A 25450-nucleotide genomic window follows, 5' to 3' on the forward strand; every position below is an offset into this window, starting at 1 on the left:
AATGACATATTACTGTCACATTCGGAATCTATTCTTCGAGCCATCCACACGCTGTACCACACCAACTCGGAGAGATCCATGAAGCTGATGAAGACTGCGATTGCCGGCCTGGCTGGCGTTCTGTTCGCCGCTGGCGCGATTGCGGGCGAGATTACGGGCGCGGGCAGCACGTTTGCCGCTCCGATCTACACCAAGTGGGCCGACGCGTATCAAAAGTCGACCTCCAACAAAGTCAACTACCAAGGTATCGGTTCGTCGGGCGGCATCAAGCAAATTCAGGCCAAGACCGTCGATTTCGCAGGTTCGGACGCTCCGCTGACCGATGAAGAACTGGCCAAGCAAGGCCTGTTCCAATTCCCGACGGTTGTCGGCGGCATCGTGCCGGTCATCAACGTGCCGGGCGTGAAGGCAGGTGAGTTGGTCCTGTCGGGCGAAGTGCTGGGCGACATTTACCTGGGCAAGATCAAGAAGTGGAACGATCCGGCCATCGCCAAGCTGAACCCGAAGGTCAAGCTGCCGGATACCGACATCGCCGTGGTTCGCCGCGCCGACGGTTCGGGCACGAGCTTTGTGTTCACGAACTATCTCTCGAAGGTCAACGCCGAGTGGAAGAGCAAGGTCGGCGAAGGCACGACCGTCAACTGGCCGACGGGAACGGGCGGCAAGGGTAACGACGGCGTCGCCGCCTTCGTGCAACGCCTGCCGGGCGCTATCGGTTACGTTGAGTCGGCCTACGCCAAGCAGAACAAGCTGACGTACACGGCCCTGACGAACGCCGACGGCAAGACGGTCGAGCCGACCGCCGAGACGTTCGCTGCTGCCGCTGCCAAGGCTGAATGGTCGAAGACGTTCTACCAGATCCTCACCAACGAGAAGGGCGACAAGTCGTGGCCGATCGTGGCTGCCACCTTCGTGCTCGTGCATCAGAAGGCTGACGCCGGCAAGGAAGCGCAAAGCGCCGACGTGCTCAAGTTCTTCGACTGGTCGTTCAAGAACGGCGTGAACACCGCCAAGGAACTGGACTACATCCCGCTGCCGGAAGATGTGCTCAAGCAAATCCGCGCTGGCTGGAAGGCGAAGGTTGCCGAGTCGGCGACCAAGGCTGGCATCTAAAGCGCCTTGCAGGTTCCGGGCAATGCAAAGTTGTGTTGCCCGGCGCCTCAAAACCGGCAATATCCGCGCCGCCTGTTCCGAAGCCCGAACTCTGATCTGGCAACGGCTGGCGGCGCGCTCACGCTGAGACGACATCATGGCAGAAGCCACTAGCCCCCTCGCAACGCCGGGCGCGCAGCGCGCTCCGTCTTCCGTTGGCGACATTCTTTTCGCGCTGCTGACTCGCGGCGCTGCTCTCGTCACGCTGCTCTTGCTCGGTGGCATCATCGTGTCGCTGATCATCAGCGCGCTGCCGTCGATTCAGAAGTTTGGCTTCGCCTTCCTGTGGACCAAGGACTGGGATCCTCCCGCAGAACAATTCGGCGCGCTCGTGCCCATCTACGGCACGATCGTCACGTCTGTCATCGCGCTCATCGTCGCAGTGCCCGTGAGCTTCGGCATTGCCCTGTTTTTGACTGAACTCTCGCCTGTATGGCTGCGCCGCCCGCTGGGCACGGCCATCGAACTGCTCGCCGCCATTCCGAGTATTGTCTACGGGATGTGGGGCCTGCTGGTCTTCGCCCCCATCTTCAGCCAGTACTTCCAGAAGCCGCTGGGTGCGCTGCTCGGCAACGTGCCGGTCATCGGTGCGCTGTTTCAAGGCCCGCCGCTCGGCATCGGTATTCTGCCCGCGGGCGTGATCCTCGCCATCATGATCATTCCGTACATCGCCTCGGTCATGCGCGACGTGTTCGAAGTCACGCCCGTGCTGCTCAAGGAATCGGCCTACGGCATCGGTTGCACGACCTGGGAAGTGATGTGGCGCGTCGTGTTGCCCTTCACGAAGACGGGCGTCATCGGCGGCATCATGCTGGGCCTCGGCCGCGCGCTTGGCGAGACGATGGCCGTCACCTTCGTGATCGGCAATACGAACCTGCTCGATAACATTTCGCTGTATTCGCCGGGCAACAGCATTACCTCGGCACTCGCCAACGAATTCGCCGAAGCCGGCCCCGGCCTGCATACGTCGGCACTGATGGAACTCGGTCTGATTCTGTTCTTCATCACCTTTGTGGTGTTGGCGCTGTCCAAGCTCATGCTGCTGCGCCTCGAAAAGGGCGAAGGTAAATAAATGACCCAACAAGCGCTCGAATTGGAAACGCCAGCCGTGAAACCCACCGACGCCTTTACCCGCGTACGGTTGCAAGCCTACCGCCGCCGCAAGAACATCTTCGCGATCGCGATGTCGCTCGCGGCGATGGCCTTCGGCTTGCTCTGGCTGCTGTGGATTCTCTACACCACGCTCTCGCTGGGCATCGGCGGCCTGTCGCTGTCGCTGTTCACCGAAATGACGCCGCCGCCGAACACGGCGGGCGGGGGCCTCGCCAACGCCATCGCAGGCAGTATCGTGATGGTCGGTGTCGCCACGCTCGTCGGCACGCCGCTGGGCATTCTGGCCGGTGTGTATCTGGCGGAGTACGGCCAGAAGTCGTGGCTCGCCAGCATTACGCGCTTCATCAACGACATTCTGCTCTCGGCCCCGTCAATCGTGATCGGTCTGTTCGTATACGCGCTGGTCGTGGCGCAGATGGGGCACTTTTCGGCCTGGGCCGGCATCATTTCGCTCGCGCTGCTGCAAATCCCCATCGTGATCCGCACGACGGAGAACATGCTCAAGCTCGTGCCGAACAACCTGCGCGAAGCGGCGTTTGCGCTGGGCACGCCGAAGTGGCGCATCATCGTGAAGATCACGTTGAAGGCGTCGATCGCCGGCATCGTGACGGGTGTGCTGCTGGCCGTGGCGCGTATTGCGGGCGAGACAGCGCCGCTGTTGTTCACTGCGCTCTCGAACCAGTTCTGGTCGATGAACCTGAATCAGCCGATGGCCAACCTGCCGGTCACGATTTTCAAATTTGCCATGAGCCCGTTTGCGGAGTGGCAGGCGCTTGCCTGGGCGGGCGTGTTCATCATCACCCTCGGGGTGCTGTTCCTGAACATTCTGGCGCGCGCGCTGTTTGCCAAGAAGTAACCGGCAACGCGAGACGACACAACGCTACGACACGACGCAAACCTGACGGTTGAGACGAACATGACGAATCCGACGCAAGAAATCAAACTGCCCTCGAAGATTGAAGTCAAGAACCTGAACTTCTTCTACGACAAGTATCACGCGCTCAAGAACATCAACCTGCGCATTCCCGACCGCAAGGTCACGGCCTTCATTGGCCCGTCGGGTTGCGGCAAGTCGACGCTGCTGCGCACGTTCAACAAGATGTACGCCCTGTATCCGGAGCAACGCGCCGAGGGCGAGATCAACATGGACGGGGAGAACCTGCTGACCGCGAAGCAGGACATCGCGCTGCTGCGCGCGAAGGTCGGCATGGTGTTCCAGAAGCCGACGCCGTTCCCGATGTCGATCTACGACAACATTGCGTTCGGCGTACGTCTGTTCGAAAAACTCTCGCGCTCGGAAATGGACGACCGCGTGGAGTGGGCGCTGACCAAGGCGGCGCTGTGGAGCGAAGTCAAAGACAAGCTGCAACAGTCGGGCTATGGCCTGTCGGGCGGTCAGCAACAGCGTCTTTGCATCGCGCGCGGCATTGCCATCCGTCCGGAAGTCCTCTTGCTCGACGAGCCGTGCTCGGCACTCGATCCGATCTCCACGGGCCGCATCGAAGAGCTGATCGCTGAACTCAAGGACGACTACACGGTGGTGATCGTCACGCACAACATGCAGCAGGCGGCACGTTGCTCGGACTACACGGCCTATATGTACCTGGGCGAGTTGATCGAATTCGGCGAGACCGAGAAGATCTTCATCAAGCCGGACCGCAAAGAGACCGAAGACTACATCACCGGCCGTTTCGGTTGATGCCCACGAGGAAACCCGCGACATGAACGACAAACACCTCTCCAGCCAGTTCGACTCCGACCTGAATCAGGTTTGCTCGCGCGTCCTCGAAATGGGCGGCCTGGTCGAATCGCAGATCGTGACGGCGATGCAGGCGCTCAACACGTTCGACCGCAACCTGGTCGACGAAGTGATCGCCAACGAGCATCGTCTGAATACGATGGAAGTCGAGATCGACGACGAGTGCAGCAAGATCATTGCCCGCCGTCAACCGACCGCGCGCGATCTGCGTCTGCTGCTCTCGATCTCGAAATCGATCACCAACCTCGAACGCGCAGGCGACGAGGCAGAGAAGATCGCCAAGCGTACCCGTCATCTGCTGGAAGACGGCGCAGCGCAAAGCGTGAACTTCGCCGAAATCAAGCTCTCGGGCGAGATGGCAGCACAGCTGCTGCGCCGCACGCTGGACGCGTTTGCGCGTCTGGATATCGTGGCGGCCGCCGAGATCGTGCGCGACGACAAGGCCATCGACAATGAATTCCGTGGCTTCGTGCGAAAATTGGTGACGTACATGATGGAAGATCCGCGCACCATTTCGGCGGGCCTGGATTTCCTGTTCATCGCCAAGGCTGTCGAGCGTATCGGCGATCACGCGAAGAACATTGCCGAATTCATCATTTACATTGTCAAAGGCACCGACGTCCGGCATATTTCGCGCGAAGATCTGCAGCGAAAAGTGCAAGGCGAATAACAGGCCGGACATTATTGAAGGTTTGAGAGGGAACCGATGCCTAGCAGCATTCTGATCGTAGAAGACGAACCGGCGATTTCCGAGTTGATCTCCGTCAATCTGCAACACGCGGGTCACTACCCGATCCGGGCATACAACGCGGAGCAGGCGCTCACGCTGATTAGTGACGTCCTGCCGGATCTCGTGCTGCTCGACTGGATGCTGCCGGGCAAGTCGGGCGTGACGTTCGCGCGTGAGCTGCGCGCGAACGAGCGCACCAAGCATGTGCCGATCATCATGCTCACCGCGCGCAGCGAAGAGCAGGACAAGGTGATGGGCCTCGAGATCGGCGCGGACGATTACGTGACCAAACCGTTCTCGCCGAAAGAACTGATGGCGCGTATCAAGGCGGTGTTGCGCCGCCGTGCGCCGCAGTTGACCGAGGACGTGGTCAGCGTGAACGGCCTGAAGCTCGATCCGGCCACGCATCGTGTGACAAGCCACCAGTCGAGCGGCGACATCAAGCTGGATCTGGGGCCGACGGAATTCCGTCTGCTGCACTTCTTCATGACGCACCCGGAGCGCGTGCATAGCCGCTCGCAGCTTCTGGATCAGGTGTGGGGCGATCACGTGTTCGTGGAAGAGCGCACGGTGGATGTGCACATCAAGCGTCTGCGCGCCGCGCTAAAGCCGGCGGGACACGATGCTATGATCGAGACCGTACGCGGCAGCGGCTACCGCCTGACGAAGTCGGTCTGAGGCATCGCGTCTCGTCTGCAGCCGAGACCTGCCGTGCCAAAGCCGCTCCTACCCCGATGGGTGGCGGGCGGCAATCCTTCTGTGCATCGTCTATGAATATCATTTGGGCCCGTGCGCTGGCGTTCCTGATCCTGCAAGCGGCCATTTCGGTGGCCGTCGGCTGGTTCCTGGGAGCGAGCGCAGGCTACATCACCGCCCTTGTCCTGCTGGTGACGCAGCTCCTGTTCAACGTCTACCACGCCCAGCGCCTCTGGCGTCTGCTCGACGCCCCGGTCTACGGCGAAGTGCCGAGCGCTCTCGGGCTGTGGGGCGAAATCTACTATCGGCTGCACAAGCTGGCCAAACGCTGGCATAACCAGGTCAAGCAGGTGGAACAACAGCACGCGCGTTTCATTCAGGCGATCCAGGCATCGCCGAACGGCGTGATCATGCTCGACGAACACAATCAGATCGAGTGGTGCAATGCGATCGCCGAGCTGCACTTCGGCATCGATGCCAAGCGAGATTTGCGTCAACAGATCACTCATCTCCTGCGCACGCCGGCTTTTGTGCACTACCTGTCCTCGGAGCGCTACGACGAGGCGCTGCTCATGCATCACATGGGCGAGAAGCGCAACAACGTGCTCTCCATGCAGGTGTTCCCGTACGGCGACAATCGCAAGCTGATCATCTCGCTCGACGTGACCGATCTCGAGCGGACCGACGCAATGCGCCGGGACTTCGTGGCGAATGTCTCGCACGAACTCAAGACGCCGCTCACGGTGCTCTCCGGGTTCCTGGAGACAGTTGGCGAACTGCCGCTCTCGCCCGACGAGATCCAGCGCTATGTCGAGATCATGCGCCAGCAGGCGTCGCGCATGCAGAACATCGTGAACGATCTGCTCACGCTTGCGAAGCTCGAGGGCAGCGCGAAGCCGCCGTCGGACGACCGCATCGACATGGGCATGCAGATGCGGTCGCTTCGCAGCGACGCCGAAGGGCTCTCGCAAGGCCAGCATGTGATCGAAGTGACGGGAGTCGACGGGCTCGATCTGCGCGGTTCCGAAGGCGAGTTGCACAGCGCGTTCAGCAACCTCGTGAGCAATGCGGTGCGCTATACGCCGCAGGGCGGCAAGATTCAGATCGAGTGGGCGGCAACCGACGATGGGGGCGCGCGCTTCATGGTGATCGACTCCGGCCTGGGCATTCCGGCAGAGCACATTCCGCGGCTTACGGAGCGCTTCTATCGCATCGACCGCAGCCGGTCCCGCGATACGGGCGGTACCGGCCTTGGACTCGCGATCGTCAAGCACGTGCTCACGCGTCATCAGGCCGATCTGAGGATAACGAGCGAGGAGGGGCGCGGCAGCACCTTCGCTATCTACTTCCCGCCGACGCGCGTGGTGCATCGCGCACCGATCGATGCCAATCCCGGTCTGGCCGTGAACGAATAAGCGCAGACGGCGGGCGGAATCTCCGGCAAGTTCGAAAGGGCGTTCGACTTTGGGGTCGAGCGCCTTTTTTTGCTTCGCGCCTGCTTAGGCCCTGCTTGGGGCCTGCTTGAGATCGTGCGCGCCGTGTGTCCCGCGATCTAATGCAAAGAAGGGGCTTTCGCCCCTTCTTTTTGACAAACGACGCATGCAGCCGGCCGATCAGTTGCCGGTCAGCGTGTGCTGCGCCACTTCCTGCATCAACGCCATCTGGCTGTTGAACCGCGTCTTGCCCGGTTTGCGGCGCACGTAACTGCCGTCCGGACGCATCAGCCAAGCGGCCGTGTTGTCGCGCAGATGCACCATCAGACCCTCGCGAATCACCCGGGCCTTCAGGCGCTTGTCTCGCACCGGAAACGCGACTTCCACGCGACGGAAAAAGTTGCGTTCCATCCAGTCGGCACTGGAAAGCATGACTTGCTCGTCGCCGTTCGCATAGAAGTAATAGATGCGATGGTGCTCGAGAAAGCGGCCGACAATCGAGCGAACGGTGATGTTCTCCGAAAGCCCCGGCACGCCGGCGCGCAGCGAGCATACGCCACGCACGATCAGGTCGATCTTCACGCCGGCACGCGACGCTTTGTACAGTTCGGCAATGATCGTGGGCTCGAGCAACGCGTTCATTTTCGCGATGATGCGTGCTTTCTTGCCCGCCACCGCCGCTTCCGTCTCGCGGCGGATCGCTTCGAGCAGATGCGTGTGCATGGTGAACGGCGACTGCCACAGCGCGTGCAAGTGGGTCTGACGGCCAATGCCCGTCAGTTGCTGGAAGACGACATGGACATCGGCACACAGGGCCTCGTCGGCGGTCATCAGGCCGAAGTCCGTGTACAAACGCGCCGTGCGCGGGTGATAGTTGCCGGTGCCGAGGTGGACGTAACGCTTGAGGAACGTCTTCTTGCCCACGCGAGTACGACGCACCACGAGGAGCATCTTCGCGTGGCACTTGTGGCCGACCACACCATAGACGACGTGCGCGCCGACGGCTTCGAGGCGCGCGGCCCAATTGATGTTCGTCTGCTCGTCGAAGCGCGCGAGCAATTCCACCACGACCGTCACTTCCTTGCCATTGCGCGCCGCTTCCATGAGGGCGTCCATTAGCGAGGATTCGTTGCCGGTGCGGTAGATCGTCTGCTTGATCGCCACGACGTCGGGGTCGCGGGCCGCCTGCAACAGCAGCTCGAGCACGGGCTGGAAGCTGTCGTAGGGGTGATGCAGCAGCAGGTCGCCCTGATCGATGAGATCGAAAATCGCGGGCGACGCGCTCATGCGCTTGGGCAGCGCGGGCACAAAGGGCACGAACTTCAGGTCCGGGCGGTCGACCATCTCGGGCAACGGCATCAGGCGAACAAGATTGACGGGGCCCTTGACGCGGTAGCAGTCCGAGTCGGACAGACCGCACTCGGTCTGCAGGCGCCGCACCAGGCGAGACGGGGTGCCGGCGTCGACTTCGAGGCGCACCGCGTCGCCGAGATGGCGTGCCGGGAGTTCACCTTGCAACGCGGTGCGCAGGTTGGTGATTTCGTCTTCGTCAACGAACAGGTCGCTGTTGCGTGTGACGCGGAACTGGTGGCAGCCTTTGGCCGTGAGTCCCGGGAACAGCTCGCTGGCGAAGCGCAGCATGAGCGAGCTGAGCAGCACGAAGCTGTTGGGCAGGGGCGCGAGCGCCGCGGGCATGGGCACCAGACGGGGCAGGGCGCGCGGGGCCTGAACGATGGCGAGTTCGGCGTCGCGGCCGAAGGCGTCCTTGCCTTCCAGCTCGACGGCGAAGTTCAGGCTCTTGTTGAGCACACGCGGGAACGGATGGGCCGGATCGAGCCCGATGGGCGTGAGCACCGGTACGAGTTCGCGCAGGAAGTAGTCGCGGGCCCATTCGACCTGGGCGTCGTTCCACTGGCCGGAGGGGTGAAAGGCGATGCCCTCGGCTTCCAGGCGTGGCAGCAGGCTGTCGAACATGGCGTACTGCTTTTCGACCAGCGCTTGTGCCCGGGCGCAGACTTGCGTGTAAACTTGCTGAAACGTCATGCCGTCGGGCGTGAGCATGCCCGGATTCTCGCGCATCTGCTCCTTCAGCCCGGCGACGCGGATTTCGAAGAATTCATCCAGATTGCTACTCACGATACAGACGAAGCGCAGACGCTCTAACAGTGGCGTGGCCGGATCGGCCGCCTGGGCAAGCACACGTTCGTTAAACGCAAGGATGCCCAGCTCGCGATTGAGCAGCGGGTAATTCATAGTAGACGTGCGAAAGACATGGGATTGCCGTGAATTCTTCATCCGTATTGTTACAGTTATATGACATTCACATTTGTCAACGACGTGTCATATTCCATTTGTAACTTATTCGTCATTTATTTGTCGAGTGCGCGTCATGCTTTTAATGTGAAGCATTGTGCACACCGATACTCTTCGCTCAGGCGCATTCTCACATGAGTACCCCATCGCCCTTGCTAGCGGCCGTCGATCTCGGCTCGAACAGTTTTCGCCTGATCATCGGCCGCGTGGAGGAGACGTCCGCCGGTACGCAGATCTATCAGGTCGATGCGCTGCGCGAGCCGGTCCGGCTTGCGGCAGGCCTGAACGCTGAGAAGTATCTCGATCATCCGTCGCAACAGCGCGGCTGGGAGGTGCTCAAGCGTTTCGGAGAGCGGTTGCGCGGATTTCATCCCGATCAGGTACGCGCGGTCGCCACGAACACGCTGCGGGTCGCAAAGAACGCGCAGGATTTTCTGGGAGAAGCGCAACGCGCGCTCGGGTTTCCCATCGAAGTGATCGCCGGGCGGGAAGAGGCGCGTCTGATTTACGCCGGTGCGGCGCATTCGGTGCCCACATGCCCGGGCAACCGGCTGGTGGTGGACATTGGCGGCGGCTCGACGGAGTTCATTATCGGGCAAGATTACGAGCCGCTGGTCATGGAGAGCTTGTATATCGGTTGTGTGAGTCATAGCCGATTGTTCTTCCCGAGCGGTAATGTCGATGAATATGCGATGAAGCAGGCCGAACTCGCCGCTCGCCGCGAAATTCAGATCATTTCGGCGACGTATCGCGAGGCCGGTTGGTCGCAGGCAATCGGCTCGTCGGGTACGGCACGCGCGTTGGCCGAACTGCTTGAAGCCAACGGCTTCAACGATGGCGGGATCCATGGCCTCACGCGCGGCGGGCTCGAGCGGCTCAAGCGGGCGCTCATCAAGGCCGAAAATGCCAACCGTCTCAAGCTCTCGGGACTGAAGCAGGATCGCATTCCGGTGCTGCCGGGCGGTTTGTCCATCATGCTGTCCGTCTTCAATGAGCTTGAAGTCGATCATATGGAGACGACCGACGCGGCGTTGCGGCTTGGCGTCATGTATGACCTGCTGGGACGTACGCAACATCAGGATATGCGCGCCGTTACCGTCGAACAGTTCGTGCGCCGTTATGGCGTGGATCGTGCGCAGGCTGAGCGGGTGGGGAATCTGGCGATTTCACTGTATCGTCAGTTGCCGGTCGATGTGGCCGAGGGCGGCGAAGACGATCAGGACGAGGGCCGCGAGGAAGGTGAGGCGTTGCTCAACTGGGCGTCGTCGTTGCACGAGATGGGTTTGTCGATCTCGCACAGCGCATATCACAAGCATTCGGCGTATATCGGCAGCAACGCGGACATGCCGGGTTTTTCGCGTCCCGATCAGGCGCGGCTGGCGGAGTTGTTGCTGGGGCACGTGGGCAAGCTGGGCAAGCTCGCGTCACAGGCGCAGCAGGTCGATTGGCAGTTGCTCTTCTGCTTGCGGCTGGCGGTGTTGTTCTGTCGTCGCCGTACCGATGCGCTGCCCGATAGCATCGAGGTTGAGGGGCTTGACGACGGCTTTCAGGTCTCGGTGCCGCGCGTATGGATCGATGCCAACCCGCTCACCGACTACAGCCTGCAGCGTGAGGCGCAGGAGTGGGAGAAGATCGGCATGCGCTACAAGGTGGTCTACGCCTGAAGCGTTACGGTTGTCGATCCGTTCTGTATCAGGGGGCGGCGAAGTGGAAAAAGTCAAAGCCCGGCAGATGCCGGGCTTTTTTTGTCCTTTTCCGCGGAAGAAGGACTTGAGGGGGGGGGGGCGTGCCTGTCAGGCTTGTTTGAGCTGGTTCACGAGGTCCGGGCCGAGGAAATGGCGCGCATAGCGCGGGTTCATGTCGGCGAGGCGGAACAGCGTAAGGAAGTCGGCGGTATTGAAGTCGGGGTCCCAGGCTGGGGCGCCGCAGATGCGGGCACCAAGGCGCAGGTAACCCTTGACCAGCGCGGGCGGCTCGACCTCGAGGGTCGATGTGAGCTCGTCGACCGGCAGGGCGATGCGTGGCACGGCGTGGTATTCCGCCGGGGCCATGGCGGTGTCCTGCAGCTTGCGATAGAGGCTGGCCGCATAGTGGCCGCCATCGGCCATTGGCACGCTGGCGCAACCCAGCATCGTCTCCAGGCCATTGCGCAGCATGTACTCGGCCAGACCGCTCCAGAGGGCCATGATGACGGCGCCATTGCGGTAATCCGCATGCACGCATGAGCGGCCGGTCTCCAGCATCTTCGGGCGCAGATGGTCGAGACGCGAAAGATCGAATTCCCCTTCGGAGTACAGACGACCCAGGCGCTTGGCCTGAGACGGGGGTAATACGCGGTAGGTGCCGACGACCTTGAGCGAGTCCTGATCGCGCACGATCAGGTGGTCGCAATATTGGTCGTATTCGTCGACATCCAGCCCTGCCGGGCCCTTGACCGACGCGCCCATTTCTTCTGCGAAGACCCGGTATCTCAGGTGCTGGGCTTCCCGAAGCTCGCTTTCGTCGCGTGCCCACGCCACAGCCAGATTCGGTTTGACAGGCGTTTCAGGGCGAGGAAGACGCCTCCGCGACGTAGGGGTCAGCGAAGAGAGCGGCATGGTGGGGTTCGGCAGGTCGCGCATAAAGGCCCTTTTTTTGACGGTCGCGTTGCGACGTACTTTAAAAAGCATCGATGTCGATTCCGTGAACGGTGGGCGACAATTCTATGACAAAACGGGAAATGTCATGAGTCAGGTCCCGCTTTTGATGCCTTTCAAAGCCCGATCCATGCGGGTTTGCGGAGGTTTCGTGATGATGTTGGCGGTTGTTCAGAGAAGGTCGGGATTGATGACGGCTCGCACGACCACCTGGCTTTCGTCTTCGCGGCGACGTGAAGAGAGCCACCAGATACCCGCTTTCTTGATTGTCCAGTAGGCTTCCTGGCCGCTCAACAGCAGGGCGGCGAGTTGGCCAAGGGCAGGCTGGTGGCCGACGATGACAACGGTCTGGTTGGTGCCGGGCCAGCCGATGGCGCCCAGCAGGGTCATGGCGTTCGCGCCGGGGGCGAGATCACGTACGATACGCGGGGCGGGGGTGAGTGCCTGCGCGGTCTGGACGGCACGCACCGCGGGGCTGGAGAGGATGACGGCGTCGTCGGGCAGGCGGGAGCGCAGCCATTGGGCGGCTTTGTCGGCCTGTTTGCGGCCGCGGTCGGTAAGTTCGCGAGCCAGATCGGCTTGGGCGTTGAGGGCGAGGGGGGCTGGCAGGTTTTCGGCGTCGGCGTGACGCCAGAGAATCAGGTTCATTGACGCGGGTTCGGACATGGAGAACCTCCCACTATGGCGGGGTTTCGTGGCGGTGGCGTGACCGTGGGTGACGCATTCCCGAAGCGCTCATTGTGCCAGCCGCCGCCGGAAAATGCCCTGCGCCGTGTGTGACCATTTGACGCGGCGCGCAGAACACACTAGAATCTCGCTTCTTTAGTCGGAGCGTAGCGCAGCCTGGTAGCGCATCTGATTTGGGATCAGAGGGTCGTAGGTTCGAATCCTATCGCTCCGACCAAAAATCCCTTGTAGTACAAGCAGTTGCGGAGCGCCCCATCGGGGCGTTTTTCGTTTGTCTAATATTCCGTCTAACTGCGTCTAATATCCAGTGCTTATACAGTGCTGGCATTTCATACAGCTTTCGGCATATTCATCCGCACCACGCTCGTCGGCGTCAGCCTGGATTTCAGATAAATTTCGGTCGTTTTGACATCTGAGTGTGCGGCTGCAACCCGAAGCTGCTCCATCGTGTACCCAGCCCTCTCCGCGTCCGTAAGCGCCTTTGCACGTATGTCCTTGACCGTGTAGACGACCTCGTCAAGTCCGGCTCTTTTGCATGCCCTATCCCAAGCACTCCGGACCGCTGTGGCTCCGTAGGGCTTTCCGCTGAGCGAGTGAATGACGTGCTTGCCCTTCACCTTTCCGAAAGTGCGGGCGCGCTCAAGCACCGCATCGATCTCCGGCGTGATCGGCCAGTCAACGGCTTCACCAGATGAGTCTGCCGTTTTCGATGGTTGGAAGTGGATGATCTTGGCGTCGCGGTCGACGTCAGCCCACTGAAGATTTCTCACGTCGGTTGAACGCTGCATCGTCAGGTAGCAGAGATCGACGAAGCACTGCATCATCTCACCGCTGCGCACGTCGCGGCCGCTCGTTTCTTTGGCAAGCGCTTCTCGAATAGCGATGAAGTGACCGTCGGAGATATAGACGTCGCGGGCCTTGGGCTTCTTGAGCTTCACTTCTCGGCATGGATTTACCGACATGTGGCGCTTGAGGATGCACCAAGCGAAGAAGCCTGAAAGGAACGCGCGCATTACACGTTGCATGTGCAGCTTGCCGTCCCAATTCGTCGTCAGGAATTCGACCACATAGGCTGGATCAACTTGATCGACGTCGACGTCTCGAAACGATGATTTCACATACTCAGCGTAGTGTGGCCAAGCCTTTTCCTTGTGCTTCTTCTTATGCAGGTCGACATAGTCGTCGACGAGGCCAGGAATGTTGCCCGAACCAGTTGCGGATTCGGCTTTCCGTTTCTCATTGGCTAGGCGCTCCAGCATTGCCGTTTCGCCATTGCAGACACGGCACAGCTTGACCCAACGATTGGTGCCGGGCTTGAACCAGTAGTAGCTACCGTGCTTCACATAAACACGGCTTGGCAACCCGTCCGGAGTTTTTCGGCGCCTCGCGTTCATGCTGCCCGCCTCACCGAGTGTAGTGCCGGCCGTGCGGGCGGCGCTGACGACGGGAGCACGCCAGCTTTCTTCGCGCTGAGTGCTTCGAATGTTGCCCAGGTCATGATGATGTGACCGTTCGCACGCGTCACGACGTCGATGCCGAACTGCTGCTTGAACCATGCAACCTGAGTCGAGCAGCGCTTCTTACCCGTGATCTCGACCAGATCCGCGTCACTGATCAATCGGCTATTCATTTTCTACTCCCCCCATGCGCCGGCGGCGCTCCGCAGGCGAATACAAAAATGCAAACGGGGACGCGCTAACAAGGGCGTCCCCGCTATCCAATCGTGCGCCGGTGGCGCTCACGTCAAAATTCCCCAATCTCTCGCGGTGACCCGCAGAATCTCTTTCAGTGCTTCGGCCGTGGCCGGCGGTGCTTGCTCTATCAATTTTTTCTCAAACACATGTTTGGTTTGGTCGGGTATTCCTTAGTCATGGGCATCAATAACGTGCGTAGCCTGAATTAACCGCTAGCCAATCGTGCCCCCGGCGACCCGGATTCAAGCTCACGCAATTCCGTGGGCTTCTTTTTACCGTGGCCGGGTGGGTGGTCATGCTGCCTTCTCGATTTCCATGTTCTCGACGCTCTGGATTCGCTCGCCGATCCACCGCATCACGTTCACAGCCATGCTGTTGCCCAGTGCCTTGTAGCGCGGGCCATCTGGAGCCTTTGTACCGGGCAGTAGCGTGTAATTGTCCGGGAAGCCCTGAAGGCGCTCGCACTCGCGCGGCGTCAAGCGGCGCACCGCCGAGCCGACCATGACTGCCTGATGGCCGCCGCCGTTGGTGTGGCTGTTGGCGTGGCCCATCGAACGTTGCGTCGCTGCGATATCGCCTACGGCGAACCCGTTGCGCCCGCTCGCCTTGCAGTCGAATGCGATGACCGGAGGATGTGCGGACGCGGACAGTGGGTGACATGGGCCGCCCGGTTGAGGATTGCTGCCGTTCTCCGGGCTCGTGATCTGAGTGGTGTCAAAGGCGATGGCACCGACGCCGATTCCCGCGCGGCCACCGTTCGGCGTTAGCACGGCATTCGCTGTACCGTCTTGACGGTATTCGAGCTGATGCTCGCCATCGCGCCCGCGAATCGCGAGCGTGTAAGGTTCGGCAACGAGCAACGTCTCCGTCTCCGCATCGATTCTCTGATTACTCGTGGTGAGTGCTCGAGCAATGGTCGGGATCATGAAGGCGTCTCGCCCATCACCGCCTCCTGCGCCGCTACCGTCAAGAGAGTTACGCGTAAGGGTGCCGGCAACTCTTTGCCCCGCTTCGCGGCGCGGCGCAGGATACCCGAGCATGCTTTCGCGCTCAAAAAGTACCGCTGCGGGACGTCGCCAGTCTCCAAGATATCCGACAACGAACACACGCCGTCGTCGCTGAGGAACGGCTCGCGCGTGTGATTCCACTCGGACGTACTGAGCGTCAAGAACGCGGTAGGCGAACCCATACCCGAGTTCTGCCAAGCCCCCGAGGAAGGTGCCAAAATCCCGCCCTTTGTTCGATGACAGTACGCCGGGGACGTTTTCCCAGACCAGCCAGCGGGGAGCATATCGGCGAGCAATGGCAAGATAGGTGAGCATGAGGTTGCCACGCGGATCTGCCAGTCCCTTTCGGAGTCCAGCGACGCTGAAGGACTGACACGGGGTTCCGCCGACGAGAAGATCGATAGTTGCATCGGGCCAGTCCTTGAACTTGGTCATGTCGCCCAGGTTGGGCACGTGAGGGTAGTGGTGTGCGAGCACGGCAGCGGGGAAGCGCTCAATTTCTGAGAACGCCCACGGCTGCCAGCCGAGCGGATGCCATGCGCACGTCGCAGCTTCGATGCCCGAGCAGACGGACAGATAGCGCAGAGGCCGGCAGTCGCCCAGAATGATCTCGTTCTGTCTCATGCTAGGATTCCTCGACTATTCGATTGGGGGCCCACCATGTCCGAGTTGCGGACTGACGAGGAAATACGGGATTTCATCGCCAACCTTCCGGGCGGCCTGCCTGAATTTCGCGAAATGGTTTCCACGGGGCGCCTTGCAGGCAGACGAGGTGAGCGTGGAAAGCAGTACCTTGCCCGGCTTGGGGCGGCCGACTCCGACAACCGCGCTGAGAGGCAGACAGTAGCAACAGAACGACAGGCGGCAAGCAGCGAGCGGTCGAACTTGATCGCATGGATCGCGTTGGCCGTTTCGGTTGTCGCTCTTGCTGTTGCGATATTCAAATAGGCGAGCATCACGCCTCCGCACCGTCGACGCGCTTCATAAAGCAAATCCAGTGCGTGTCGGCGCGCTTTCCTGACTTGTGGCCAAAGAGCGGTTCGTGCGGAGTCAGCGCGAGGATCTCGCTGACCTTGATCTGCACTTCGTTCCACTTGAAGATCAGGATTCCCTCGTGATCTAGCACCCGGAAGCACTCGGCAAAGCCGCGCCGAAGGTCTTCATGCCAGTCGTCCGAGAGAATCCCGTACTTGGCGCGAAGCCAGCTCACATGCTCGGCTCGGCGCAGGTGCGGCGGATCGAACACAACGAGCCGGAAGCTGCCGTCGTCAAAGGGAATATCGCGAAAGTCCATCTGCACGTCGGGCTTGATATTCAGCGCTCGCCCGTCGCATAGCATGTGTTCCTCATCGCGGATATCGCCAAAGAGCACGCGCTGGTTACTCGGATCGAACCAGAACATGCGGCTCCCGCAGCACGGGTCGAGGATCGTCTGGCTCACGATTTCCGCTCCTCCGCTGCCTGCGAGGCGGCGATTTCCCGGAGCTGTGCCGCGACATCTGGCGGTACATCGAAGAACCCGAGAGCACCTTTGCATGGCACGAACGGAATGGTGCGGGCGTCGCTAATCTCGAAGCCGAACTGATCTTCCATGTGCCACGCCGACGATGCCCGCTCCGGCGGAATGCAGTCAATAATCGTCGCAGCACCTACGATGCCGCCTCGATCGAGTTCATCAAAGACAGGGAGGGTAATGCGCGGGCCTGCAACGGCATATCGCAGGAAATCCTCCACATCTTCGTATTCTGCGCGGGTCATGCCTTTGCTGGCGTGCACCAGTACGCGACCGCGAAAACCGGTGCGCCAAGTGCGGTTCTCGATGTCCTTGAACCCGTTGACGATCAGCCATGCCCACGGCTGGCGAACAGATAGGGCTTTCACGCATCCCCCTTCGCCTTGGCGGCAATGGCGGCGCGGAGGGCGGCGTCCAGTTTTTCGCCCGTGCCCAAATCGTTCCCGGACGCGTCCATAACGAAGGGGCCGTCGTCCGGGTCTGCCTGATCGCGCAGGAACCGATACAGCTCCGCATCCTCGCGATCCCCGCCATCCGCCGACAGCGCGGCGCGGGCTTGCCAGACATGCCAGTCATCCTGAATTGCTACGCGCTGGTAGCGCCCGTCGGCTATGGCGAAATCTTGATGATCCCATCCGTTTTCCCGAATTTGCCACGCCATGAACAATTCGCGCTCGCTCACGTTGTTCGGCGAGTTATGGGGACGAATCAATGCCCTCCATGCTTTTGCGGCGACGAAAGGGTCGTTCATCAAGCGATGGAGATTGGTCGCAGGTTCTCCCATGTGGGTCGGGCCGTTCACTTCCGCAATGAACCTGCGATTCAGTTCCTCTGCTTCGAGAGCGCGTTTCTTCCAGATGGCGAGATCTTCCCGCGCACCTTGGTAGGCGTCGCCGTATTCGCCGCCCACCTTCGCGGGAGACGTGAGGGCGGTGCATGCAGCCCGCCAACCACCGAGCACATAGTCAAACGGCTGGGGTTCGTCGCACGGCCCACCTGCGGTGTTGCGAACGTCGCGGGCTATCTGGCGCAGCACTTCGTGCGTGGGATCGTCGTCGCGCTTCTTGGCGATGTTCACGTCCGCCTGCGGCGCATCTGCGGCGCGCTCGCCGCCATTCACGGGCGCAGCGTAGAGCGGGCGCACTTCGGTGTTGCTCTTGATGCTTGAGGCGACTTCGACGGCGGTGGCTTTTTCGGAATGCACGCTGTGCTTTCGCATCTCCCCGATACCCGAATAAACCGCCCACGCCACCGCCTCTTGCCCTGCGCTCTGTGCGGCTGGCGTGGGGGAGGCGGCGAGCATGGATTTCCAAGCGTCGTAAAGTACCGATCTGTTGCGCACATGGACGTTACCGGCATCGCGCATTTCATCGGTCGGCACCTTCGGCACCAGTTGCCACTGGCTCGCATCAAACGTCACGGCCTTGAGGTCGGCAGGCGCGAGCGTCTCGACAATCGACGGCGGCGCAGGATCGGTATTCAGCCCTTCGGGGCGGGGTTCGTAGGGGCTCATGCTTTGCTCCTGTAGGCTTTCGTGAGGGCGGCGCTGACCGCATGGCCGCGCTGACGGGCGATGTTGGCGATTTCCGCTCGGTGGCGGTGACTGGACGGCGACTGCCGCAGAAGGCCGAAATAGCTGTTGGTAGCCTGATAGACGTCTTCGGCGGCAATCTCGGTCAGGCGTGCTGCTGCTTGGCGACGCGTCCGTGGCCGTATCGTGCGATTCCATGGCTTCAGGAAGTGCCCGACGAAATCGATCCCCCGATCAATCGGTTGAAGAATCGTTTTCGTTGGATTCAGGTGAGCGTGAAGCCGCGATGGGAGAAACTCGTTGATCCGGCGGTGGGCCTCGTTCAGCCACTGCGGAGACTCATGCAGCAGGACGAAGTCATCGACGTAGCGAACATACCGTGGCGCGCGGATCTGGTGCTTCACAAACTGATCCAGCGCGTCTAGGTAGACATTCGCGAAGAACTGGCTCGACAGGTTCCCGATGGGTAGCCCGAGGTGGCTTTCTTGCTCCAGAAGTCGCTTATGCCGTGGAACGAGATTCATCATTGACGGTTCCCCGCGGTAGACATAGTCAGTGCGCGGGTCATGCATCAAGATCGTGTCGGTGAGTGCGCGCCAGAATGGCTCCGGCACCTTCCCAAGCAGTTGCTCACGAAGAACGAGTTTGTCGATCCCTACGAAGAAGTTGGCAAGATCGCACTTCAAATAATGCGCAGGCAGCGTCCAGTTCTGAGTGACTGACCGCACCTTTGATTCGAGCCGGGTCGCCGCATAAAGCGTCCCACGACCTTTGATGCAGGCGCACGAGTCTGCGATAAACGACCGCTCGAAGCGTGGGCCGATTCGGTTGTAGAGCAGGTGATGCACAACGCGATCGCGAAATTCTGCTGCCCACACCTCGCGCGGCTTCGGGCGAGTTATGACGAAGCAAATCGATCGGCCGGGGCGGTAACTTCCGTCGGCCAACTCATCGTGCAACAGCGTCAAATTTCTTGCGAGATCCCGTTCAAAGGCACGAGCGCTCGCGGTATTACGCTTCGTGCGGCGACAATCGCGATATGCCGCGACGAGTTCTTCGCCAGAGAATCCATCTTGCCGCTCGATCCAATCTGCTGACGGCGACCGCGCGGAGCGCGGCGCTCTTGTGGTTGTTGTTCTGGTTGCCGTTGTTGTAGTTCTGGTACCAGGCGTAGGCGGACCCATCGTGCTATCTACGTCGCTTGACCGATTGCTCAGTCGAGAAACTGCGCCGGACCGTGCCGCACTCCGGCGGTCGGTGTCCTCATCGCGCATGGCGGTGGCCTCGTGAGCCAGCGGCACGACCAGATTAAATCGGTGCTCAGTCACGGCGGCGAGAACCTCCGTGAGACGGGCGACTAGCGGCCCATTCCCTCCACTTGATCGTCTGCTTGCTGATGCTTCCGGTCAGGTTGATCACCGCCCAATACTGCCGGTCGGTGATCTCCTTCATATCCCAAGCGAGCATGAACAGCATCTCGACGAGCTTCACGCGCTCGATCAATAACGTGAGGTGCGGGATCTTGTCCTCGGCCACGTTGGCCCGATAGACCAAAAGCAGGAGCTTTTTCGTCTCATCAACGATGTCTTCGCCGATGAGATGCTTAAACGAACGCTCCATATTCTTGACGATCCCCGCTACCTTGGTCAGAAGTTCATAACCGGTCTTGTAAATGTCGAGGTCGGTGTGAAGGGCCATGGCGAATCAGATGACTAAATTACTGAAGGAATGAATCTGCTGACGGCGACCGCGCGGAGCGCGGCGCTCTTGCGGCCGTAGTTCTGGCTGCCGCCGTTGCAGTCCTGGCACCAGGCGTAGGCGGAACTTCCCTCGTATTCCTCCTCCAGCCACATGCTTCCCTCGGCGCAGAAGTCCGGAAATGCTGCCTGCAGGAGGCGCCCTTCGCGCTTGTTCGGAAGTTTGAGATCGCGGTCCGCCACGTATTCGAGGGCCTTGGCATGATCGAGATCACTGCCTTCGCGCGGATGAAGGATGAGGTAGTAGTCAAGCGTCCCGTCATCCTTGAAGATCGGGCCAGCGAGGCGCGCGCCTGCCGGAATCGGAATCACCGCGCGCTCGATGACGTATTCGGTAGCAACGGCCTGCTGCTTGAACTGCTCCAGCAGAGCGTTGATGCGCCCGACTTCAGATTCAATGTGTTGCAACGTGACGACGGTCATATCCGGCCTCTGGTCAATGAAAGTGAGTGAATGAATCAAGCAATGAATCTGCTGACGGCGACCGCGCGGAGCGCGGCGCTCTTGAGGAGGTTGCCCTGGATGCCGTTGCTGAAGTCCTGGTACCAGGCGTAGGCGGAATCCCATTCCACGTCATCGTCGGTCCAGTAGGCCTCGGGCTTCACCAGATCGCGGTGTTCGTTGTAGATGATCAGAGCGTCGACACGGTTGTAGAGGACGCCGCCGACACTCTTGGCCCATTCCCGCTGCGCCTCACGCGGAAGGCGGTCATCGTTCACTGCAATAAGGACGGTGTGCTCGACGTCGCCGTTCTTGTTCACGCGGCCATACAGATAAGTTTGACCTTCCGCGATAGGCGGGATTACGACCTGAGACATGGAGTTCTCCTGAGTGAGATTCGGCATTTGAATGGCTGCCGATAGCCGGAAGAAAAGACGGGCCCTGTGCGAGCAGCCCAAAGTCACGGGGTAATGGGTGCATGCACTCAGGCGACGCTTTGGTCGTCGCCGGGCCTTTTGAGGTACTCGTTCCAGTGAACCCAGCCGCGAGGCGTATGAAATCCCCAGTTGCGCTGCCACGGCCCCATGATGAAAAGGGACCAGGCTTCGCCGCCTTCAGGGATTTCGAGGCGGTGTCGGTCGGTCGCGCGCCGGAAAACGATCGAGCCGGGACCGCGCCAGACTCGGCGGTAGCCGCGCAACAGTGTCGTCTCTGGCCGGAAATCCAAGCGCGCGGGCTGTTCCTGCTCGGTGGGCATGATTTCCCAGTAGCCGCCGCGCAGGACAATTGAGACGTTCCACCAGGGGTGATCGTGAAGATCGCGGCCTGCGTCGCTACGGATCGTCCGATGCACGCGAGCGCCCCAACTGGTATCTCGGCGGCCATCCTCTGCGGCGCTGGCATCGTGGCCGCGTGGCTTCTTGACCCACCACCGCTGCATGTAGCCCTTGAGGTCGAAGTAGGGCGTGCGCTGAGCGCGGGCAATGATGGCGTCAACAATGAACGCCGGTATGGGGATTCGCATGCATGGTCTCCTTCAGGGCTGTCGCTGCCTCCACTGACCGCCGCACGATCGCAGCGCGGGTCTGGGAGCAGCCCAGGTATTTGCGGATTTCGGTGACGGTCGGTCGCACGTCGCCGGCGGCAATCGCATCAAGGATCCGGGCCACGTCGTCGGGCACCGTCAATGGTTCTGGTGGGGCGGTCACGGCCGGCATCTGGTCGTGACTCGGTTGCGTTACTGCCGCTACTGGCGTGACCGTTACCGCGTTACTTCCTTGATGGGCGGGCGTTTCAGCGGCCCTCTTCACAGCGGCGGGGCGTATCGCGAGCAGCCACGCGAAGCACGCGACTGCCTCCAATACCAGTGCGAAAGCGAGGCCGGCGAACAGGTCGGCGCGACTGGCTGACCATCCGAAGGCAGAGAGCGGCCCGGTAACGGGATCGGACTGCGCCGCGGCACGGTCAATCGCCGCCCGGTCCTGAGCCGCCCGGTCGCGAGCTGCTTCAGCATGCTCGACGTCGATCGCCTCCAGCTTTGCGGCAAGTGCTGTCCGTTCAGCCGTCAGACTCGGGCAGGGCTCGGTGCAACGGCGTGCATTCGCCCGGGCCAGTCGCGCTACCGCGTCTGCCCGGTCTCGGGCAATTGCGGTCAGGTCACGCGCCCGCGGGGTAACGGAGGGAATAGATGCGGCGCGGATCTCGCCAGCGTGGCGTGCCGAGGTCAGAAAGAACACGGCATGTCCGTAGCAGGTCGCGGCGACACATCCGATCCAGATTACGGCGCCGACGGCACGGACGCGCCAGCCAAGCGGACGGCACAGTGCGGGCAGAAGGTGGGCGGCAATGACCAGCACGACACCGACGGCGACCCACAGCGCCCGCTCAACGGGTAGGCCACCACGCTGCATACCTGACTGGATTGAGAGGCACGCCGCCGTGGTGGTTGCCGCGATAGCGAGTAGCGCCACGATGATGCGCGTCGGCATGGCCGTCAGCCGAGCAGCGGACGTTCATCGGCTCGCTCGCCGCCCACCGCTTCGATCAGATCAGCGATGAGTCGCGACAGTTCGCCGGTCATCAGCACGAAGTCCGCGTCGAACTTCTCGGCCTCACTCTCGGCTGGGTCGGCGGCGTCCTTGAGGATGTCGAGCGGGGTGATACGCTTGATTACGAACGCATCAGTGAGAACGAAGCTGATTCGATCGTTCCACGTCATGGCGAGGCTGGTGCAGCGCTTGCCGGCCTCGATGTGCTGACGAACGTCTGCGCCGTCGAGCGGGTGGTGCAAGTATCGGACGGTGGCCTTTTCATTCATGTTCGATCGCAGCTCAACGTCCTGATCAACCGTGAAGCCACCGGGGGCTTCGTTGGCGACAAGCCACGAGGTCATCGCTGCAACTGGCGCTTCGTTCAGTTCGACATTCAGCAGAGTGATATCAAGCGTCTTGAAGAGCAGGTGGCGCACTTCGTCTGCTCGGGCAGGCGATGCGGTGTCAATCACGAGCCAGCGATTCACGGGGTCTATCCACACGCGGGTATCGCGCCGGATGCCGAACGCACGCGGCAGCAACTCGTCGGTCACTTGCTCTTTGAGTTCCTTCATCTGCTTGCGGCCCGGCTTGAAGCCTTGCTGCTCTTCGAGTTCGGCAGCCTTGGCACGCGTGACCTGATTGACGACGGAACCGGGTAGCAGCTTTTTCTCGCTGCGGTAGGTCAGCAGGATTTGCCGGTTCACACAGTGGGCGAAGTCTCCGCCCTCAAACGGCGCCGTCCAGCCACATGTCTGAAGTTCCGCGCTCGTCGGATCGCGGAAATGCTGCGTCAGCAGCGCGTCGAGGAGTTGTTCTTGCGTGGGAGTCCACGGCGCGATGCGATGAATTTGGGCGTTTCTGAACCACATGGGCAGTTTCCTTGCGTTGGAGTGGGCGGCGCTCACTTGTCGGTTTGAGCGTTGGCCTTGATGAAGAAAGCGAGGGCGGCCATCAGGATGGGCGCGTGTTTTTCGAGAGCATCGCGGCGCGCCTGCTTGGCTTCGAACTCCTCACGGGCGCGCGGCGAGCCTGGCTTGGGAGGAAGCCGGGACGGCTGGTGATTCATGAGCGGGCGCAGCTCTTTCCACGCGCGGGCGGCAGCCGCTCGTTTTGCGGCAGACGTCATACGCCGTGCTTCCACCTCACATAGAGGCATGCGACGACGAGAACGCCCCAGATCGTCCAAGCGGCGGTCTGGTGAGTACGGATCCACTTGTCGGCGCCGTTGACTGTCCGGATCAGGATGCGGTCGAACATGCGCGCCTCACATGCTTGCGTCGCGGTACCCAGAGCGGTACGCGAGCGCGGTGGATCGGCAAGGACGTCCGCACTTGGCATCGTTCCAGCCGGTCTGGTACTGACGAATCTCAGTTGCGAACATGCCTTCCTCCTCAGTTGATACGAATGGTTGCGGCTTTGGTCAGGAAGCCGGAGCAGACGGCGCCCGCGACCGGCACTCCACTCGGGCCGGTCGCGGTGAATGCGGTGGAGTAGTCATCGTTGTCGCCGCAGCCAAAGAAGCTGTAGCCGTCGATGTGAATGTTGGTGTATCCGGCACCCTCAAGAGCGCGCCGCGCCGCATCGGGGTCTGTGCATGCAGAGAGAAGGGCGAGCAAAGCCGCGAGCGCGACGAGCCTCATGGGGAACCTCATTTAAGTGGGGGGCGGATGCCCCGGCAGAACACCGGGGCGATGCGGCTTTAACCATGTCCGCCATGGGCCTGTGAGCGGTCAGGCTCGCTCTACTACCTGTCAACTTTGGGCGCCGTCATCTGGCGTAAAGAGGGCGGGCACTCCTCCAGCCATCGGGCAACTTTGATCCCGTGCCGCGTTTCGTCCGGCTCTAACGTCGGTGCCGCACTGGGGCGGTCACTAAATGAAGTGGGCGCATTTAGCGCAACTAGCCGTAGTCCATAGGCACCGCCTCATTGGGGATGGGTCGAATACGCCCCCGGATTCGCCGGACAAGGCGCGGGTAAGCTGCCGCTCGCGCCCAGAGGAGCGGCAGCAAAATCAGGAGAATTGGCATCGTTAGAGCAGGAGGCCGAGGGCACTACGATCACTTGCGAGGATGTCGCGTAATTTGTTCAGGCTGTTACCCCCCCCCACTTACAGATGGGAAGTTAGAGACACGGGAAAACTCAAACTCTGCTCGGTCGCGCCACTCGGCGGATTTCGTCGCATCGGCGGTTGCAATCCAGTCGGGTACGCGACTGCACGCCCACAGAATCTGTTCCCGGAGGCTTCTGATCTCGGCCACCACTTGAGTCTTGGCGAGCTGGATCTCCAGCGCCTTTTTGGTCGCTGCCATGTGTCTATCCTATGGAATGGCGCGCGAGTCGAAAGGCGCGCTAGCGGAGGGAAGTGAAGAGGGTGGCCGGCGCTGATCTCCGGCATGCGGCGCCGCTTGTTCGCTCATCAGGCGACCACCAGTCGCAGCGGTTGAGACTGTCACCTGATTTGCCGCACACGTATTGCGCATCAGCCTGCGCATTCACCCTCAAGAGAGCAGACCCGAGATCCTGATCAGATCGGGGAAGAGGGATACGGGCTATTTAACGTCGCCGCGCCGACGCGGATCTGCTCACTTGAAGGCGCCCGCTGGTGCGGGCGTGATGCTCAGTTGTTCCAGTAGGACATGTCCTCATCCGCGGCACCCGCCGGATCGTCCGGGAAGTCATCGCGCATTTCGAGGCAGCCCTTCGCCATCTCGAGCGCGTTTGTCGAGTCGACGCCACCGCGCTCGCGAAAGCGTGCTGCGCAACGATCAAGCCATTCCGCTTCGGACAGCTTCGGCAGAGACGCGAGGTGCTTTTTGCGGCTTTCCTTGTCCTTAAATTCTTCGACGCCCATCTGCTGCTCCTAGAGAGTGAAAGGGTGCCGCACTCTGGCGGCCGTCACGCCTGCATCATCGGGGGCGTTCCCTCGCCGGGGAGGAGTCCGGTTCAGTCGTGGT

Annotated in this window: 29 protein-coding genes and 1 tRNA gene; 9 read left to right on the forward strand and 21 right to left on the reverse strand. The window is 61.2% G+C overall.

From position 1 onward, the window contains the following. Positions 1-78 precede the first annotated feature (78 nt). The 7 genes from pstS (at position 79) to phoR (ending at position 6865) form a co-directional block, all read left to right on the forward strand. Entirely contained in the window at positions 79-1113 is a 1035-nt protein-coding gene (pstS, locus tag PBR20603_RS23590; RefSeq protein ID WP_150561886.1) for a phosphate ABC transporter substrate-binding protein PstS, read from the forward strand. Positions 1114-1249: 136 nt separating this feature from the next. Further along, complete coding sequence (gene pstC, locus PBR20603_RS23595) at positions 1250-2224, forward strand: phosphate ABC transporter permease PstC (RefSeq protein WP_150561887.1); 975 nt, start codon at positions 1250-1252, stop codon at positions 2222-2224. Continuing rightward, complete coding sequence (pstA, locus tag PBR20603_RS23600; RefSeq protein WP_150561888.1) at positions 2225-3121, forward strand: phosphate ABC transporter permease PstA; 897 nt, start codon at positions 2225-2227, stop codon at positions 3119-3121. A 60-nt stretch (positions 3122-3181) separates the two neighbouring features. Further along, positions 3182-3964 (forward strand): phosphate ABC transporter ATP-binding protein PstB, encoded by a 783-nt coding sequence (pstB, locus tag PBR20603_RS23605; RefSeq protein WP_150561889.1) that lies wholly within the window; start codon positions 3182-3184, stop codon positions 3962-3964. Positions 3965-3986: 22 nt separating this feature from the next. Then, on the forward strand, positions 3987-4694 hold the full coding sequence (gene phoU / locus PBR20603_RS23610; RefSeq protein WP_150561890.1) for a phosphate signaling complex protein PhoU: 708 nt from the start codon (positions 3987-3989) through the stop codon (positions 4692-4694). A 36-nt stretch (positions 4695-4730) separates the two neighbouring features. Continuing rightward, positions 4731-5432: a phosphate regulon transcriptional regulator PhoB gene (gene phoB, locus PBR20603_RS23615; RefSeq protein WP_010805263.1), complete on the forward strand. Its 702-nt coding sequence runs from the start codon at positions 4731-4733 to the stop codon at positions 5430-5432. 92 nt (positions 5433-5524) lie between these two features. After that, a complete protein-coding gene (gene phoR / locus PBR20603_RS23620) occupies positions 5525-6865 on the forward strand; it encodes a phosphate regulon sensor histidine kinase PhoR (protein WP_150561891.1) in 1341 nt (446 codons plus the stop codon). A gap of 198 nt (positions 6866-7063) precedes the next feature. On the opposite strand, the gene ppk1 is transcribed toward phoR, so the two are convergent. Next, positions 7064-9178 (reverse strand): polyphosphate kinase 1, encoded by a 2115-nt coding sequence (gene ppk1, locus PBR20603_RS23625; protein WP_150561892.1) that lies wholly within the window; start codon positions 9176-9178, stop codon positions 7064-7066. Between the two features lie 152 nt (positions 9179-9330). Between ppk1 and ppx the strand changes: the two genes are divergently transcribed. Continuing rightward, positions 9331-10860 carry an exopolyphosphatase gene (gene ppx, locus PBR20603_RS23630; protein ID WP_150561893.1) on the forward strand — a complete coding sequence of 510 codons (1530 nt, stop codon included), beginning with the start codon at positions 9331-9333 and terminating at the stop codon, positions 10858-10860. Between the two features lie 129 nt (positions 10861-10989). Here the strand turns inward: ppx and PBR20603_RS23635 are convergent, their stop codons facing one another. After that, a complete protein-coding gene (locus PBR20603_RS23635; protein ID WP_150561910.1) occupies positions 10990-11817 on the reverse strand; it encodes a GNAT family N-acetyltransferase in 828 nt (275 codons plus the stop codon). Positions 11818-12003: 186 nt separating this feature from the next. Continuing rightward, the gene (locus PBR20603_RS23640) at positions 12004-12480 is read right to left on the reverse strand and encodes a SixA phosphatase family protein (RefSeq protein WP_150561894.1); all 477 of its coding nucleotides are present in this window, start codon (positions 12478-12480) and stop codon (positions 12004-12006) included. 179 nt (positions 12481-12659) lie between these two features. On the opposite strand from PBR20603_RS23640, the gene PBR20603_RS23645 reads away from it, so the two are divergent. Continuing rightward, positions 12660-12736: transfer RNA gene (locus tag PBR20603_RS23645), tRNA-Pro, on the forward strand. 112 nt (positions 12737-12848) lie between these two features. Here PBR20603_RS23645 and PBR20603_RS23650 read toward each other — a convergent pair. The 18 genes from PBR20603_RS23650 to PBR20603_RS23730 form a co-directional block, all read right to left on the reverse strand. Beyond that, entirely contained in the window at positions 12849-13913 is a 1065-nt protein-coding gene (locus tag PBR20603_RS23650; protein ID WP_150561895.1) for a tyrosine-type recombinase/integrase, read from the reverse strand. After that, positions 13910-14149, reverse strand: a complete 240-nt coding sequence (locus tag PBR20603_RS23655; protein WP_150561896.1) for a DUF4224 domain-containing protein — start codon at positions 14147-14149, stop codon at positions 13910-13912. Before PBR20603_RS23655 ends, PBR20603_RS23650 begins: the two co-directional genes overlap by 4 nt. A 357-nt stretch (positions 14150-14506) precedes the next feature. Next, the gene (locus PBR20603_RS23660; RefSeq protein ID WP_217426002.1) at positions 14507-15844 is read right to left on the reverse strand and encodes a DNA cytosine methyltransferase; all 1338 of its coding nucleotides are present in this window, start codon (positions 15842-15844) and stop codon (positions 14507-14509) included. Between the two features lie 331 nt (positions 15845-16175). Beyond that, the gene (locus PBR20603_RS23665; RefSeq protein WP_217426003.1) at positions 16176-16622 is read right to left on the reverse strand and encodes a class I SAM-dependent methyltransferase; all 447 of its coding nucleotides are present in this window, start codon (positions 16620-16622) and stop codon (positions 16176-16178) included. Between the two features lie 35 nt (positions 16623-16657). After that, positions 16658-17101: an ASCH domain-containing protein gene (locus tag PBR20603_RS23670; RefSeq protein WP_150561898.1), complete on the reverse strand. Its 444-nt coding sequence runs from the start codon at positions 17099-17101 to the stop codon at positions 16658-16660. Then, the gene (locus PBR20603_RS24245; protein WP_174978044.1) at positions 17098-18114 is read right to left on the reverse strand and encodes a hypothetical protein; all 1017 of its coding nucleotides are present in this window, start codon (positions 18112-18114) and stop codon (positions 17098-17100) included. The genes PBR20603_RS23670 and PBR20603_RS24245 overlap by 4 nt, the downstream gene beginning before the upstream one ends. A 128-nt stretch (positions 18115-18242) precedes the next feature. Then, on the reverse strand, positions 18243-19232 hold the full coding sequence (locus PBR20603_RS23680) for an RNA-directed DNA polymerase (RefSeq protein WP_246174963.1): 990 nt from the start codon (positions 19230-19232) through the stop codon (positions 18243-18245). A gap of 352 nt (positions 19233-19584) precedes the next feature. Beyond that, the gene (locus tag PBR20603_RS23685) at positions 19585-19962 is read right to left on the reverse strand and encodes a four helix bundle protein (protein WP_150561899.1); all 378 of its coding nucleotides are present in this window, start codon (positions 19960-19962) and stop codon (positions 19585-19587) included. A 14-nt stretch (positions 19963-19976) separates the two neighbouring features. Continuing rightward, complete coding sequence (locus PBR20603_RS23690) at positions 19977-20444, reverse strand: DUF1566 domain-containing protein (protein ID WP_150561900.1); 468 nt, start codon at positions 20442-20444, stop codon at positions 19977-19979. A gap of 35 nt (positions 20445-20479) precedes the next feature. Further along, positions 20480-20839, reverse strand: coding sequence for an Lcl C-terminal domain-containing protein (locus tag PBR20603_RS23695; RefSeq protein ID WP_150561901.1), 360 nt, complete (start codon positions 20837-20839; stop codon positions 20480-20482). Positions 20840-20946: 107 nt separating this feature from the next. Then, the gene (locus tag PBR20603_RS23700; RefSeq protein WP_150561902.1) at positions 20947-21486 is read right to left on the reverse strand and encodes a hypothetical protein; all 540 of its coding nucleotides are present in this window, start codon (positions 21484-21486) and stop codon (positions 20947-20949) included. Then, positions 21455-22450: a hypothetical protein gene (locus tag PBR20603_RS23705; RefSeq protein WP_150561903.1), complete on the reverse strand. Its 996-nt coding sequence runs from the start codon at positions 22448-22450 to the stop codon at positions 21455-21457. The genes PBR20603_RS23700 and PBR20603_RS23705 overlap by 32 nt, the downstream gene beginning before the upstream one ends. A gap of 5 nt (positions 22451-22455) precedes the next feature. Beyond that, positions 22456-23364 (reverse strand): recombination-associated protein RdgC, encoded by a 909-nt coding sequence (locus PBR20603_RS23710; RefSeq protein WP_150561904.1) that lies wholly within the window; start codon positions 23362-23364, stop codon positions 22456-22458. A 32-nt stretch (positions 23365-23396) separates the two neighbouring features. Continuing rightward, entirely contained in the window at positions 23397-23621 is a 225-nt protein-coding gene (locus tag PBR20603_RS23715; protein WP_150561905.1) for a hypothetical protein, read from the reverse strand. Beyond that, positions 23618-23752 (reverse strand): hypothetical protein, encoded by a 135-nt coding sequence (locus tag PBR20603_RS24495; protein ID WP_281356114.1) that lies wholly within the window; start codon positions 23750-23752, stop codon positions 23618-23620. Before PBR20603_RS24495 ends, PBR20603_RS23715 begins: the two co-directional genes overlap by 4 nt. 134 nt (positions 23753-23886) lie before the next feature. Then, positions 23887-24135 (reverse strand): hypothetical protein, encoded by a 249-nt coding sequence (locus tag PBR20603_RS23720; protein ID WP_150561906.1) that lies wholly within the window; start codon positions 24133-24135, stop codon positions 23887-23889. A gap of 454 nt (positions 24136-24589) precedes the next feature. Then, positions 24590-24805 carry a hypothetical protein gene (locus PBR20603_RS23725; protein ID WP_150561907.1) on the reverse strand — a complete coding sequence of 72 codons (216 nt, stop codon included), beginning with the start codon at positions 24803-24805 and terminating at the stop codon, positions 24590-24592. Positions 24806-25113: 308 nt separating this feature from the next. Next, positions 25114-25347 carry a hypothetical protein gene (locus tag PBR20603_RS23730; RefSeq protein ID WP_150561908.1) on the reverse strand — a complete coding sequence of 78 codons (234 nt, stop codon included), beginning with the start codon at positions 25345-25347 and terminating at the stop codon, positions 25114-25116. Positions 25348-25450 lie beyond the last annotated feature (103 nt).

Source organism: Pandoraea bronchicola, assembly GCF_902459805.1.
Lineage (GTDB): Bacteria > Pseudomonadota > Gammaproteobacteria > Burkholderiales > Burkholderiaceae > Pandoraea > Pandoraea bronchicola.